Source organism: Bacillus sp. PK5-006, from assembly GCF_054161415.1.
On record NZ_CP096414.1, the window covers coordinates 2,889,655 to 2,904,436 of the forward strand.

Consider the following 14,782-nt stretch of genomic DNA (forward strand, 5'->3'; position numbering starts at 1 on the left):
CAATGATCAATCTTTCTATTTCGATCGAAAGTGATCCTTTGTTTCTTCAATAATCTCTAATACTTTTGGGGTTGTTTCCTTTAACTGATTGACTTGTTCATTTAAAAATGACAAATCATCTGAGACTGTTCGCATCAGCTGCTTCGTTTCTTCCATTTTTTCTTTCATACAAGCAGAAATTCTGGCTGGCTCCTGACGGTATTCCGCCAGCTTTTCCTGACAGTCATCCCATTTGTCTTTGAGCGCGATTCTCGTTGGCCGATGAAATAATGTCAGCAGTGCACCGCAAGCTGCTCCTATCACAGCTCCTCGAAGCATGATTTGATTTTTTTCTTCCATCTCGTCTGATCTCCTTTCAGTTAAAGGTGTTTCTCTTTTTTTACATACGTCAAAAAACGATCAATTCCTTTTTCAATTAAATCATGTACTTCCTCAAAGTTTCCAGTGTAATAAGGGTCTGGCACATCATCTCGATCGTCGTCTTCAACAAAGTCAAGAAGACGGCCAATAAAGTGATGTTTCCCATAGCCGGCTATACTGCGAAGTGCCCCTACATTTTCAGCATCCATCGCAATGATATAGTCGTATGCTGTGATGTCCTCATCTATGATTTGTCTTGCGGACATCCCTTCATAGCTGATCCCTTTTTCATCAAGCAGCTTTCGTGTTCCTTCATGCGGAGGACTGCCTTGATGCCAGCCGCCAATGCCTGCTGAATCAATGACAAAGTGCTCGCTTAGCCCCTCATCTTCTACTCGTTTTCTAAACATGGCCTCTGCCATCGGTGATCTGCAAATATTGCCAAGACATACGAATAATACATGAATCATCCTTCATTCTCCTCCTATCTTTTCCCTAAGAACTGCTTTCGAAAACCTTTTCTCTATCATATCAAGCCCTTTTTCTTTTGGAAACTTTGCAAGAAAAGCTCTCATCGCCATTGACAAAATACACAAAAACAGGAGAAACTTTAGGAGAATTACACAAACAAAGGGGGATATTAGATGGGAATAATTGAGCAGTTTGTCACGACGATGAACAATTTTTTGTGGGGACCTCCCCTGTTGATTTTAATTGTTGGTACTGGAATATACCTCACCTTTCGCATTCTCTTCATTCAAATTAGATTACTTCCTTATTCTTTAAAGCTCGCTTTTTCAAAACAAGACAAAATGTCAGAAGGAGATATTTCACATTTCCAAGCGTTAATGACGGCTCTTGCTGCAACTGTCGGTACAGGGAATATCGTCGGTGTGGCCTCCGCTGTTATAGCCGGTGGTCCTGGTGCAGTTTTCTGGATGTGGTTTGCTGCATTTTTCGGGATGGCCACCAAGTTTGCAGAAGCTGTTCTTGCTGTAAAATACAGAGTCAAAAATGAAAAAGGCGAAATGTCTGGCGGACCTATGTATTATTTAGAGCATGGATTAAAACAGAAATGGCTAGGGGTGCTATTTGCTGTTTTCGGCGCCAGTGCTGCCTTTGGGATCGGCAACCTGGTCCAGTCTAATTCCATCTCAGGCGTCATGAATTCTACTTTTCAAATTCCAACATGGGTAACAGGTATCATCATCACGGCTTTTACAGCACTTGTGATTTTAGGCGGAATCAAAAGCATTGGCCGGGTCACATCTATCTTTGTACCCGTCATGGCTTTATTTTACGTCATTTGCGGTCTAATCATTCTTGTTATGAATGCTGATCTTGTTCCAGGCGCAGTCAGTCTTATTTTCTCAGATGCCTTTACTGGTCAAGCCGTAGCAGGGGGTGCAATTGGGACTGTCATTCGCTGGGGTGTCGCACGGGGAGTTTTTTCCAATGAAGCAGGTCTTGGGTCAGCACCAATTGCTGCTGCAGCTGCGAAAACGGATATGCCTGCACGCCAGGCACTCGTCTCTATGACGCAAGTGTTTATTGATACCATCATTGTTTGTTCTATCACTGGCATTACCATTGTCATGGCAGATATGTATTTAACAGTGAAAAGTGATGCGCTGACTTCGTTATCCTTTGCTCACTTCCTCGGTCCGGCTGGCTCAACCATTGTGGCAATCGGACTGCTCTTGTTTGCCTATTCAACCATCATTGGCTGGTCCTATTATGGAGAGAAATGCTTTACATATTTGGCGAAGGATTCGTACGTCATGTATTATCGCATCGTCTTTGTGATGGCTGTCTTTTTTGGTGCTGTGTTTAAGAATGACTTCGTATGGGGCGTAGCAGATATGTTGAATGGTCTGATGGCCATTCCAAACTTAATTGGCCTTATTGGTTTATCGGGCGTTGTCGTATTTGAATCAAAACGAATCATTGAAAAAATTAAACAGGAGAAAAAAGAGAAAAACATCTCGGTGTCGTCTTAATAGCCCTTTTATTCTTTTGCTTTTCTGTTAAAATAGACATATTATTCAACACATATGCAGGAAAGGACGTGCCGCCCTTGTCAGAGCAAAAAGCGGCTGAAGTCAATCAGCTGATTGAAGACATTTCGCAAAAGTTAAATATGCTGAACATTGGAGTCATCAAAGCCGAGGACTTCAGTCCAGACAAGTACGAAGATATTGAATTTCTACACCAAATGGTGATGAAAAAATCTTCATTCAGCCCAAGTGAAATGCAAGCCATCGCAAGCGAGCTAAAAAACTTAAGAAAATAATCGTGCAAAGGAAACTAAGATTGCGGTTTACGCCGCTTTCTTCCATTCATGCGCAGAAAAAGCCAGCACCCCGCAAGGTGCTGGCTTTGTTTATCCTGTCAAAACTGCTTATTTTGCGAGCAGTTTTAATGATTCACGGTTAAATGCTGGAATGTCATCAGGTGTACGGCTTGTCACAAGCTGATCCTGACAAACAACAACTTCTTCATCTTTGAATTTTGCGCCTGCGTTTTCCATATCTACTTGAATGGATGTATATCCAGTCGCGCCTCTGCCTTCCAGCGTCTTTGCTGTAATGAGCAATTGCGGCCCGTGACAGATCGCAAATACTGGTTTTTTCTCGTCCATAAATGCTCTTGTGAACTGGACATAGCGATCATCTGCACGCAGAATGTCTGGTGAGAACCCGCCAGGAATCAGCAGTGCATCGAAGTCTTCAGGCTTCACGTTATCAATGGACGCATCCACTCTCACTTCTGCTTCTCCTTGCTTCCCTTTCACTGTTTTTCCTTTTTCGTTTTCAATTACTGTGATCTCATGGCCTGCATCTTTAAAGGCTTTTGCAGGCTCGGTGAATTCAACATCCTCAAAGTAATCTGTTAATACAACTGCAATTTTCTTACCCATGTAGAAACCCTCCTGCTTGATTATCGTTTACACTACACACTATACCCGGGGAGATTGAAATCAAACATCCTATCCCGATCAGAAAACCCCTTATGATAAAAATAAGTATTTAGACTTATTTATATTTCCTCAACAAGGTAATTCGTATGATTTATGTTATCTTTACAATAATCTGCAAAAAATAACTACAAAAGTTAACGAAACATTTCTACAATAGGTATTGTGGTCAAAAAAATTAGAAAGGCGGAGATCAGGTGAAGAAGCAAGCACATAGGTCTAAACGAAGGAAAAACCTGTCTATTCTGCTCACTTCCATTATGATGATTAGTCTCATTCTCCCAGCAGTACCTACTCATGCAGCAATAGAAAACGGCGATGCCGTAAAAGTAAGCATCTTAGCCACAACGGATGTCCATGCGAACATGATGAATTACGATTATTACAGCGACAAAGAAACAAATGAATTTGGTTTGGCAAAAACAGCCGAGCTGATTGAAAAGCACCGTTCACAAAATCCAAATACACTCCTTGTTGATAACGGAGACCTGATTCAAGGAACCCCTCTTGGAGAATACGTTTACAAAAATGAAAAAGACAGTATCATCAATCAAACAAAGGTTCACCCCATTATTCATACACTCAACAAACTAAAGTACGATGCAGGCACACTTGGCAATCATGAATTTAACTACGGATTATCCTTCCTTGACGGTACTATTGCCGGGGCTAACTTCCCGATTGTCAATGCGAACGTCAAAAAGTTAAATGGAGAACACCGTTTTACGCCTTATGTGATCCAAGAAAAAACATTTAAAGATGCAAACGGAGCTTCACAAACTGTGAAAGTCGGTTACATAGGATTCGTTCCACCGCAAATCATGACGTGGGATAAAAAGCATTTAGATGGACAAGTTCAAGTGCAGGATATCGTCGAATCTGCCAATGAAACCATTCCTGAAATGAAGGAAAAAGGCGCAGATATCATCGTCGCTCTTGCCCATACAGGAATTGAAAAAACCGCTTCACCTAAAGGATCAGAAAATATGATCTTTGACCTTGCCACAAAAACGAAAGGCATCGATGCGATCGTGTCCGGCCACCAGCACGGCACATTCCCAAGCGCTGAATATAGCGGCGTCGACAAATTCGATGTCTCAAAAGGAACCATCAACGGCATTCCAGTCGTCATGTCAAAAAACTGGGGAAGCTACCTCGGAGTCATTGATTTAACATTAGAGCCTGACGGCAGCAAATGGAAGGTCACAGACGGAACAGGAAAGATTGAATCTGTTGCAGGAGTCACCTCTCAAAACAGCACTGTGAAAGATGCCATTCAAACAACGCATCAAAACACACTTGAGTATGTGAGAAAACCTGTTGGTAAAACAGAAGCAGACATTAACAGCTTTTTTGCTCAAGTGATGGATGACCCTTCTATTCAAATTGTGACTGATGCACAAAAATGGTATGCACAAGAAAAAATGAAGGACACGTCATACAAAAACTTACCGATTTTATCTGCAGGCGCCCCGTTTAAAGCTGGCGGCCGAAACGGTGTAAATTATTATACAAATATCGCAAAAGGTGATTTAGCCATTAAAAACATCGGCGATCTCTACCTTTACGATAACACCGTGCAGATTGTCAAACTGAAAGGCAGTGAATTGAAAGACTGGCTTGAGATGTCTGCTGGACAGTTTAATCAGATCAAACCAAACAATTCAAATGAACAGCCTATTTTAAACGAAGAATACCGCTCGTATAACTTTGATGTGATCGATGGTGTCACCTATCAAGTCGATGTGACGCAGCCTGCTAAGTACAGCACAACAGGCACTCTTGTTAATGCGAATGCAAACCGCATCAAAAACTTGTCCTACAATGGGAAGCCAGTCTCTGACAATCAAGAATTTTTAGTCGTAACGAACAACTATCGAGCTTCTGGCGGCGGGGGCTTCCCGCATCTGACGCAAGATAAAGTGGTGCTTGCCTCAGCTGATGAGAACCGCCAAGTGCTGATGGATTATATTATCGAACAAAAAACCATCAATCCAAGTGCGGATCAAAACTGGTCCATTGCACCAGTCAAGGGCGCAACAGTCACATTCGAATCTTCTCTTTTAGCTAAGCCGTTTGCTGAAAAATCAAGCAGCGTAGATTTTGTTCGTAACGCCAGCACAGATGGTCTTGGCGTGTACAAGCTAGCCTTTAAAGAGGATGGCACAACAGAACCGCCTGCATCAGATAACTGGAATTTAACGGTGATGCATACAAACGATACACACGCACACCTTGATGATGCGGCAAGACGTGCAACAAAGATTAAAGAAGTTCGAGCCGAAAGCAAAAACAACATTTTATTAGATGCTGGAGATGTCTTCTCTGGTGACCTATATTTCACAAAATGGCAAGGACTTGCCGACCTAAAACTGATGAACTTAATGAAATATGATGCCATGACGTTTGGTAATCATGAATTTGACAAAGGTCCTTCTGTTCTTCGTCAATTCCTGACAGGTGATGCATCAGATGTAGATGCGAAAAACCGTCATCAATTTGAAAAGCCTGCATTCCCAATTGTGTCATCAAACGTTGATGTCTCTAAGGAAAAACAATTGAGCGGCTTAGTGAAAAAGCCAGCCACATTTAAAGCTGGTGAGAAAAAAGAAGCTGGGATTTACCCATACATCCTACTTGATGTAAACGGTGAGAAAGTGGCTGTATTCGGCTTAACGACTGAAGACACGGCCATTACGTCCAGCAGCGGTCCTAACATTCAATTCAAGGATGCGTACAAGAAAGCAAAAGAAACAGTCAACACCATTCAAACAAAAGAAAAAATCAACAAAATCATTGCTTTAACACACATTGGCTATAACCGTGACCTTGAGCTTGCTCAAAAAGTAGACGGGATTGATTTAATCATTGGCGGTCACACGCACACCCTTGTTGAAAAATTAAAGGTCGTCAATAAGAAAGAACCAACAATTGTCGCACAGGTAAAAGACTACGGACAATTCTTAGGAAAAGTAGACGTGGCCTTTAATCAAAAAGGAGTCGTACAGCCAAAGGAATCTTCTTTTGACCTCATCACCATCGATGACTCCGTCAAAGAAGATGCCGATGCAAAAGCAATCCTCGATCAGTACAAGGCAGATATTCAAGATTTAAAAACGGAAAAAGTCGGGTCTACCGATGTCCTCTTAGATGGACAACGCGAGCATGTCCGTGCGAAGGAAACGAACCTTGGGAACTTTATTGCTGACGGCATGCTGAAAAAAGCACAAGAATCTGCTGGTGCTGACCTTGCCATCACAAACGGCGGCGGTATTCGAGGCAGCATTGAAAAAGGAGATATCACATTAGGTGATATTTTAACGGTCATGCCATTCGGAAACACACTCTATGTCGCAGATTTAAAAGGCAGCCAAATTAAGAAAGCACTCGAACAAGGGCTTTCAGGGATTGAAGAAGGCGGCGGCGCGTTCCCTCATGTAGCCGGCATTGAATATACGTTTACACTGAGTAAACCAGCTGGCAGCAGACTCATTGATGTCAAACTGAAAGACCAAAACGGCAAACTAACAGACATTGATGATCAGAAAACATACCGCGTGGCGACAAACGCATTTGTCGGCACAGGCGGAGATGGCTACAGCGTCTTTACAGAAGCTTCTCACGGCGAAGACTTAGGCTATGTTGACTATGAAATCTTCAAAGAGCAAATTGAACAGGCAGACGGCGGGCATATTTCTCCTGTCATCGATCATCGAGTGAAAGAAGTGTTCCTTCCGCGTGCGAAAGGAAAAGGCGCCTATGACATTCAAGATGATGAGAAATTCCAAACGTATGTGCAGCATACAAACAAAGCATTGCTCTATTTAGACAAAGCAAGCGAAGCGAAAAACGTTCAATTGTCTCTATCAAAAGCGCAGGTAGCCGAGCTGAAGAAAAGAGAGCAAGATCCAAACGTCACCATCTATCATGACAAAGTGGGACTCGCATTACCGCTCTCTAATTTGTCCGAAAATAGCGCAGATATATGGATGAAAAAGACGAATAAGGTGAAAAATGCATTAACGGATACGTATGATTTCCAAATCAAACAAGATCAGAAAAAGGTTTCTACCTTTAAAGATCCTGTCACACTATCCTTTACATTAGATGAGCCTCAAAAGGCGAAGAAACCTGGTGTATATTATGTAGACCGCAAGAAAAACCGTTATGCCAAAACAAGTAACGGATCGTTCGAAAATGGGGTCGTATCAGGTCAAACTGAACACTTCAGCGAATATACCGTACTCAACCAAAGCGGGGCAGCTGGAACAACGCCAGATCAAACTGGCGGAGACGGCGGTACATCAGCGCCAGGCGGAGGTACAGGTACAGATCCAAACCAAGATGGAACCGGACTCCCAGGCGGAACACTGCCTAATACAGCAACGATGATGTATACAGCTGTATTGATTGGTGTACTTATGCTTGCCTTAGGCGGTATCCTATATTACTACCAGCGCAAGCGTACAAGAAAAAATGTATCATCCTAAAAAAGGACAGAGCGTATGCTCTGTCCTCATATTGTTGACAAAGGGCTAAAATGATCTTGATTTTAGCCCTTTGTCTTCTTTTCATCTCAATCTTGGGATAAATAAATCCAATTGCGCTTATCAAATTCTTTCACATTATCTGATCCTATATGACGCAGCATTCTATTGAAGAACGTGATATCATCTTCATCATCGATGGCATATAAATCCTCTTGAACATAATCTCTTATAATAAAATTCGTTAAGTTCGTATTATTCACAAAATCAGCAAAATAATCCTCTACAAGAGTTAAATCCTCTTCACTTAACTTTTCATCATTAATAATTGAAATATGAAACACATTCAAAATCGCTTGTATATCTTCTTCATCCATATAACATAATGGCTCTAGTTTTCGATCTTCTTCCGTAAACGGTTTTCGAGTATCTTCAATGATCACGTAACATAATATTCGATGATCTTTCATCACGCTAAAAATTTCTAAATCCCGTAATTTTAGTGGTCGATTCAGTTTAATCATTTTTCCTCCTATAAATCATGATCTTGTCGTTGTATATCCCCGCTTCTCCAAAAATTGAAACGGACAGAGCCTATGCTCTGTCCGTTTTTTCTCTTCTAGCAAAATCGACGAATCTGAAGCGGTCTAATCGGTGACGGCTTTCTGTGTATTGAAATAGACTAGTATCCTCTAAGAACACATAATTCTTTACCACGACAACATGGTCAAATCCCTTCAAATCAAGGTACTTCGCATCCTCTTCTGTACATGGCTCTACCACAAATTCCTTTTGAGCATAGCTGATCGATACACCTAGTTCTCCCTCAATATACTCGTAGATGGATCCTTCGCATATGTCTTTAGTCAAGACTTCAACATGCTTTTGCAAGAAGTAGTCCTTGTCTAAAATCACTTCTTCCCCGCTAATATTACGAGATCGAATGACTTTCCAAACGTCTGTCTGTTCATCAATTTTCAGCTGAGATTGAATATACTGATCCGGTTTAATTAAGCCAAATTCATGAACCGTTGTGACTGTCTTTCGGCCAAGCGTTTGGGAAAGCTCTTTAAAGCTGACAAGACCTGATACAGGGAACTGCATTTTCTCCCGATTCAGCAATACAGAGCCTTTTCCGCGGATTTTTTGAATATAGCCATTTTGTACAAGAATATTTAATGCCTTTCTCACCGTCTCCCGGGACGTGTCGTACATGATAGAAAGTTCATGTTCTGATGGGAGGATGCCTTTATCCTGCCATTCACCTTGCTCAATTCGTCTTGCGAGCTGATCATAAATCACTCGAAACTTATTCTCTTTCATTTTCCCTCCGCCCCATTTTCTAGCGTTTGGTTAAATGATAAACGATTGACTCATATGGGCGCAACGTAAATCCCTTGATATGTGCCGGCACATCCTCATAATTGGATAACAGGACTTGCCTCTCCATCTCATCTACAGCCTGCACAAGCTCATCAGGAAGCGTAAAGTCCGCCTCCCCTGGATAAAAGTGATTGATCACGAGGAGCTTCTCATCCTTGCTTTCTCTAACATAAGCAAAAATCTTTGGATCTTCTGCTAAAAGTAAGGAGAAGCTACCATATGTGATCACATCAAGTTCTTTACGCAGTCTGCAAAGGGCTTGGTAATGATAGAAAATGGACGTCCGGTCTTTTAACGCAGCTTCGACCGAAATGTCGTTATGGGCTGGCTCAATCCAAGGTGTTCCTGTTGAGAAACCTGCATTCTTCTCTGAGGTCCACTGCATTGGTGTTCTCGCATTATCTCTTGACTTGACCTGTAAAATGGCGAGTGCTTCTTCCTTTGATTTTCCCTTTTCAAGCATGACTTCGTACATATTGAGTGATTCGATATCACGGTAAGACGAAATGTCCTCAAAGCGAGGATTCTTCATGCCAATTTCCTCACCTTGATAAATATAAGGAGTCCCCTGCATCAGATGAATCGTGGTCGCCAGCATCTTCGCTGATTGCTGATGATACGTGTCATCATCACCATACCTTGAGACGATACGCGGCTGATCATGATTGCACCAGAACAACGCATTCCAGCCGCCGCCCTCATGCATTTTCGTCTGCCATTCAGACAGAATCGACTTTAATTCTTGAAAATCAAATGGTGCGATCGCCCATTTTTCGCCGTTTGGATAATCCACCTTTAAATGATGGAAATTGAACGTCATATCCAGCTCCTGCCGATCAGGTCTTGTATACCGAATGCAGTCTGCGATATTCGTTGAAGACATTTCTCCAACTGTCATGCTATCGTATTTCGAAAAAACCTCCTGGTTCATTTCATGCAGAAATTCATGAATTCTTGGCCCGTCTGTATAGTACATGCGGCCGTCGCCTTGCACAGATTGTCCGGCATCATCTAAGAAGCGCTGATCCTTTGAGATGTTGTTGATGACATCCAGCCTGAACCCATCAATTCCTTTTTCAAACCAAAAGTGCATGATGTCATATACTTGCCTGCGCACCTCATCCTTCTCCCAATTGAGATCCGCCTGAGTGACATCATATAAATGAAGATAATAATCTCCTGTTACTTCGTCTAGTTCCCAGGCTGGGCCGCCAAATTTCGACTGCCAATCATTCGGCGGAGATCCGTCCGCTTTTGGCTCCTTCCAAATATAATAATCTCGGTAAGGGTTATCCTTTGACTCACGCGAGGCTTGAAACCACTCATGGAAAATGGATGTATGGTTAACGGCTAGATCCATGATGACTCGTATTCCTCTCTCATGCGCTTCTTTCAGCATGCGTTCAAAATCTGTCATTGTGCCGTACATGTCATGGATTTTTGTATAATTACTAATGTCATAGCCGTTGTCATGCTGCGGGGACTCATACATTGGCGTGAGCCAAATACAATCCGCCCCAAGCTCTTTAATGTAATCAAGCTTTTTCGTCACGCCATTGATATCCCCTGTACCAGAGCCCGTTGTATCTAAAAAGCTCTTCGGATAAATTTGATAGACCACCGCTTTTTTCCACCATGGTTCATTTGATTGCTGATTCAATTTCCTTCACCACCACTAGTTAAGTTCTTCTGAAAAATCCTTCTTCTTTTTTAGTTTTGCATATAAAAGAGTTCCGATGAATGGGAGGATGAGTACAATCACCATTCCAATTGCAAATGCCCCCCAATATTTCGGGATAATGGAGAAGATTCCTGGAATGCCTCCAACACCAACTGAGCTTGCCAGCACCCCTTGAGAGGCGATAAACATACCGGCTAATCCTGAGCTGATCAGTGCAAAAATAAATGGGAATCGATAACGCAGGTTGACCCCAAACATCGCCGGTTCGGTAATTCCTAAATAAGCAGAAATACTTGATGTCAGCGAAAGTCCTTTTTGTTTTTCATCTTTTAAGACAAACATCATTGCCAATGCAGCTGATCCTTGTGCGATATTGGACAGTGCAAGCATTGGCCATAGGAACGTGCCGTGCAGCTTTGAGTTAATCAATTGAATATCCACAGCAAGGAACGTATGGTGCATTCCTGTAATGACTAATGCTGCATACAGTCCGCCGTATAATAGACCGCCAAGTGCTGCGAATTGCTGGAAGACGGCTACAAGTCCAGATGTTAAAACATTACCGATTGCAAAGGTAACTGGTCCAATGACGATAAATGATAAAAATCCAATGACTAATAACGTAATCGGTGCAACAACTAACAGCTGAATACTTTCAGGTGTCCGTTTTGTGATAAATAATTCGAGCTTTGCAAGTAAATAGGAAGCAACGAGTATCGGAAGAACCTGTCCTTGATAGCCTACCTTCTGCACTTCAAGTCCAAACAAGTTCCAAACAGGAATGTCACCGGTCTTCTCAGCCGCTCCATAGCCCCATGCGTTTAACAAGTCCGGATGTACAAGCATCAGTCCAAGGACCATTCCTAAAAGCGGATTTCCCCCAAACCGCTTCACAGCTGACCAGCCAATTAATGCTGGCAGGAAGGTGAAGGCAGTGCCTGCAATTAAGTTGATCATATTCGCTAAATCAGCCCATGCCGGATACACATCCACAATCGATTTTTGATCGAAGAAAATATCAGGAGCTGTTAAAATATTATTAATCCCCATTAATAAACCGGCTGTGACGATGGCAGGAAGAATTGGTATAAAGATATCCGCAAGCGTTTTCACAGCACGCTGCAATGGATTTAATTTTTGATCAGAGGCACGCTTGACGTCTTCTTTTGTGGCTTCCCCAATCCCCGTCCTTTTGACCATTTCGGCATATACTCGATTGACGACCCCTTGGCCGATAACCACTTGGTATTGACCGTTCGCTGAGAAAGATCCCTTCACTTCATCAATTTGTTCAAGTGCTTTCTCATCCACCTTGCCTTCATCTTTCAGCACAAAGCGCAGCCTTGTTACACAATGTGTCGCTTGATCAATATTTTCTTTGCCGCCGATGGCTTTCACAATCTGATCTGCTGCTGCCTGATAATCAGCCATACTATCCCCTCCGAGATCGTTTTTTTATATAAGAAAAAAGAACCAAAAAACTTGTATATACATGTTACTTTATATTTTATATTTGTATATACATGTAGTCAACAACAAAATGCAACGCTTACATAAAAAAAGCTCCCTCAATGTGCTCAGGGAGAGGCAGCGTGTCATCCTCTTTTTTTATGCTCCGTTAATTTCTCGTAGACCTTATTTTTGTAAAAGGAGGAGGCTGGGCGGGCAAAAGTTTGGCGCTTAGATGTAAGTTCATCCAGACGTTTTTGTTTTTCTTCACAGATAAGAGACAGTTTCTTTCTTTCTTCTCCATCTATGCTTGATTGAAGTAATTCTTTGACAGTCATGAGTTCTTTTTTCAGCGCTGTTTCTTCCCCGGCAAATCCGGCATTTTTCATGATGCGGTAGCCCATTCTAAGTTCTTCTGGTACATGAGCAGCATCATCTTTTGGCAGAGGTTTCCCAAAGCCAGATAATCCTTCAAAAGCCCCGTTATCCATCGCTTTTTTGATCCGTTCTTCTGATAATCTCTGCGCAAAATCCATAGCGTTTCTCCTTTCGCCGCAAGTATTTGATTAAGCATAGCAAAAAAGCTGGCTCTCTCACAAGAGTCAGCTTCAGCATCTAGACACTCCCTCGCATTCGGTGTCTATCCTGCGCTCAGGTGCTCGTCCCTTCTTCGCTGAAAAGAGAAAAAGGGCTAAAATATTTTAGCCCTTTCTCGTTATTTATTGTCGACTTTGAAGGTTGAGACCATTTGTGCTAAGTCCTCTGACATGTCAGAGAGCTGTTCAATCGCACTTGAAATTTGCTGCATACCAGCACTTTGCTGTTCTGTTGCTGCCGCCACTTCTTGAGAGCTGGCTGCATGTTCTTCCGATACAACAGAAATTTGCTCAATCGATGTAGAAATCGTTTGATATGCTTGCTCAACTTGCTTAATAGAAGCAAGCAAATTGTTCGTTCTTCTTGAAAACTGAGATACACCGTCGTAAATCAAAGCGAAATTTTGTGACGTGCCTTCCATTTGCTCACGTCCTTCTTCCACTGCTTTACTACTTTCCTCTACACTTTCAAGAACGCGCTGACTGTTTTCCTGTGTGCCGATGACAAGGTCTGAAACGGTTTTAGCCGCATCCGCTGATTGCTCAGCTAACTTGCGCACCTCATCTGCCACAACAGCAAACCCTTTTCCTTCTTCTCCAACACGTGCCGCTTCAATTGAAGCATTCAGTGCAAGCAGATTCGTTTGGGCTGAAATGTCCGTAATAATTGAGATGACACTTTCAATCTCCGTTGAATGAGATTGTAATTCTTCTGCTGCCTGCTTTGAGTTGGTCATCTTGTCATGTAGCATATTCAGATGATCAAGCACATGGTTCACTAATTTTTGACCAGATTCTGATTGCTTTTGTACGTCAGATGAAACAGATTTCATTTCGTCGACTTCTTTTGTGACGCCTTCGATTTGAGTATCGATCTCTGCAACGGATGTCGTACAATCCGTGATATTTGCGACAGAATCATTGATTCCTTCACTCATATTCGTCATAGCTTCTGATACTTGCTGCGCACTTTGACTTGATTCGGTCGTCACCGTACGAAGCTGTGAAGACATTTTCGACACTTCACTAGATGAGTTTGAGATTTTCGAAATGAGCTCTTTAATCCGTCCCTGCATCTTTTGGAAGGATGCGGCAAGCTGGCCGATCTCATCTTTACTTTCAACCTCTACCATACCAGTTAAATCACCGTCAGCAATTCGATTCGCTGATTCCATCAAGGAACGTGCTGGTTTTGCAATTCTTCTTCCCATGAAGTATGAGAAGAGTAATCCACCGATAAGCACAATGGCAGATGCCACTGTGATATAGATCATCAACTTCTGCGTTGTTTGAGGCACGACAGACGCATCTAAATCAATGCCTAAAATCCCTGTCAGCTCACCGCCTGAATCCTTGATTGGCAAAAAGACTGATTTATGTGTACCAAATGAATCTTTGTAAATATCACTTTTGACCATTTTATCTTCAGAGAGCGCTTGTTTCATCTCTTCTGAAAAAGCATAATCTTGATCAAAGTCATTTTCTTCACCGGTTAGTATAATAATTCTTTCTTTGCCGCCTTTATTAGATAACACGTATAAGTTCTCAAGCGTATGATCTTTTTGAAGCTCTGCGAATTTCGTTTTGATCTCAGCATAAATAGGATCATCCTTCCCGCTAATGCTGAGTACGTTTCCATCGATGTTATCGATTTCTTTTTTGGCGGTATCAATATCTGTTGTTAATCGATAATCAAATTGCTTTAATAACTGGGATGATAAATCCTGGCTCACTAGATAAAAGGTTAGAACGAATAATGCTACGGTTGCGAGTAATGTTACGGTAACGACTGACATGATTTTAGAGGATATCGTGTATCCTCCAAATTTCCTTTGTTTCGCCATTTTTT

The 14,782-nt window shown here is 42.1% G+C and carries 12 protein-coding genes; 3 read left to right on the plus strand and 9 right to left on the minus strand.

Features of this window, described 5'->3' with window-relative positions; translation table 11 throughout:
- Positions 1-15: 15 nt before the first annotated feature.
- Both M1D84_RS15050 and M1D84_RS15055 read right to left on the minus strand, forming a co-directional pair.
- A complete protein-coding gene (locus M1D84_RS15050) occupies positions 16-339 on the minus strand; it encodes a YtxH domain-containing protein (protein ID WP_041106306.1) in 324 nt (107 codons plus the stop codon).
- Between the two features lie 20 nt (positions 340-359).
- Positions 360-830: a low molecular weight protein-tyrosine-phosphatase gene (locus M1D84_RS15055; protein WP_024425273.1), complete on the minus strand. Its 471-nt coding sequence runs from the start codon at positions 828-830 to the stop codon at positions 360-362.
- A gap of 174 nt (positions 831-1,004) precedes the next feature.
- Here M1D84_RS15055 and M1D84_RS15060 point away from each other — a divergent pair, with 174 nt between their 5' ends.
- Both M1D84_RS15060 and M1D84_RS15065 read left to right on the plus strand, forming a co-directional pair.
- On the plus strand, positions 1,005-2,360 hold the full coding sequence (locus M1D84_RS15060) for an alanine/glycine:cation symporter family protein (protein ID WP_073204292.1): 1,356 nt from the start codon (positions 1,005-1,007) through the stop codon (positions 2,358-2,360).
- Between the two features lie 77 nt (positions 2,361-2,437).
- Entirely contained in the window at positions 2,438-2,653 is a 216-nt protein-coding gene (locus tag M1D84_RS15065) for a DUF1128 domain-containing protein (RefSeq protein ID WP_003214000.1), read from the plus strand.
- A 108-nt stretch (positions 2,654-2,761) separates the two neighbouring features.
- Here M1D84_RS15065 and M1D84_RS15070 read toward each other — a convergent pair whose 3' ends face one another.
- Entirely contained in the window at positions 2,762-3,280 is a 519-nt protein-coding gene (locus M1D84_RS15070; RefSeq protein ID WP_024425275.1) for a type 1 glutamine amidotransferase domain-containing protein, read from the minus strand.
- A 254-nt stretch (positions 3,281-3,534) separates the two neighbouring features.
- On the opposite strand from M1D84_RS15070, the gene M1D84_RS15075 reads away from it, so the two are divergent.
- Positions 3,535-7,827, plus strand: coding sequence for a multifunctional 2',3'-cyclic-nucleotide 2'-phosphodiesterase/3'-nucleotidase/5'-nucleotidase (locus tag M1D84_RS15075; RefSeq protein WP_283859952.1), 4,293 nt, complete (start codon positions 3,535-3,537; stop codon positions 7,825-7,827).
- Positions 7,828-7,913: 86 nt separating this feature from the next.
- On the opposite strand, the gene M1D84_RS15080 is transcribed toward M1D84_RS15075, so the two are convergent.
- The 6 genes from M1D84_RS15080 to M1D84_RS15105 all read right to left on the minus strand — a co-directional run bounded on the left by M1D84_RS15080 (position 7,914) and on the right by M1D84_RS15105 (position 14,777).
- Positions 7,914-8,348, minus strand: a complete 435-nt coding sequence (locus M1D84_RS15080; RefSeq protein WP_073204286.1) for a terpene synthase — start codon at positions 8,346-8,348, stop codon at positions 7,914-7,916.
- Positions 8,349-8,418: 70 nt separating this feature from the next.
- Complete coding sequence (gene treR, locus M1D84_RS15085; protein WP_034623146.1) at positions 8,419-9,147, minus strand: trehalose operon repressor; 729 nt, start codon at positions 9,145-9,147, stop codon at positions 8,419-8,421.
- A gap of 19 nt (positions 9,148-9,166) precedes the next feature.
- Positions 9,167-10,867, minus strand: coding sequence for an alpha,alpha-phosphotrehalase (treC, locus tag M1D84_RS15090; RefSeq protein ID WP_073204283.1), 1,701 nt, complete (start codon positions 10,865-10,867; stop codon positions 9,167-9,169).
- A 15-nt stretch (positions 10,868-10,882) separates the two neighbouring features.
- Positions 10,883-12,319, minus strand: a complete 1,437-nt coding sequence (gene treP / locus M1D84_RS15095; RefSeq protein WP_122631765.1) for a PTS system trehalose-specific EIIBC component — start codon at positions 12,317-12,319, stop codon at positions 10,883-10,885.
- Between the two features lie 164 nt (positions 12,320-12,483).
- Complete coding sequence (locus M1D84_RS15100; protein ID WP_024425281.1) at positions 12,484-12,873, minus strand: DnaJ family domain-containing protein; 390 nt, start codon at positions 12,871-12,873, stop codon at positions 12,484-12,486.
- A 179-nt stretch (positions 12,874-13,052) separates the two neighbouring features.
- A complete protein-coding gene (locus M1D84_RS15105; protein WP_133744867.1) occupies positions 13,053-14,777 on the minus strand; it encodes a methyl-accepting chemotaxis protein in 1,725 nt (574 codons plus the stop codon).
- Positions 14,778-14,782: the final 5 nt, after the last annotated feature.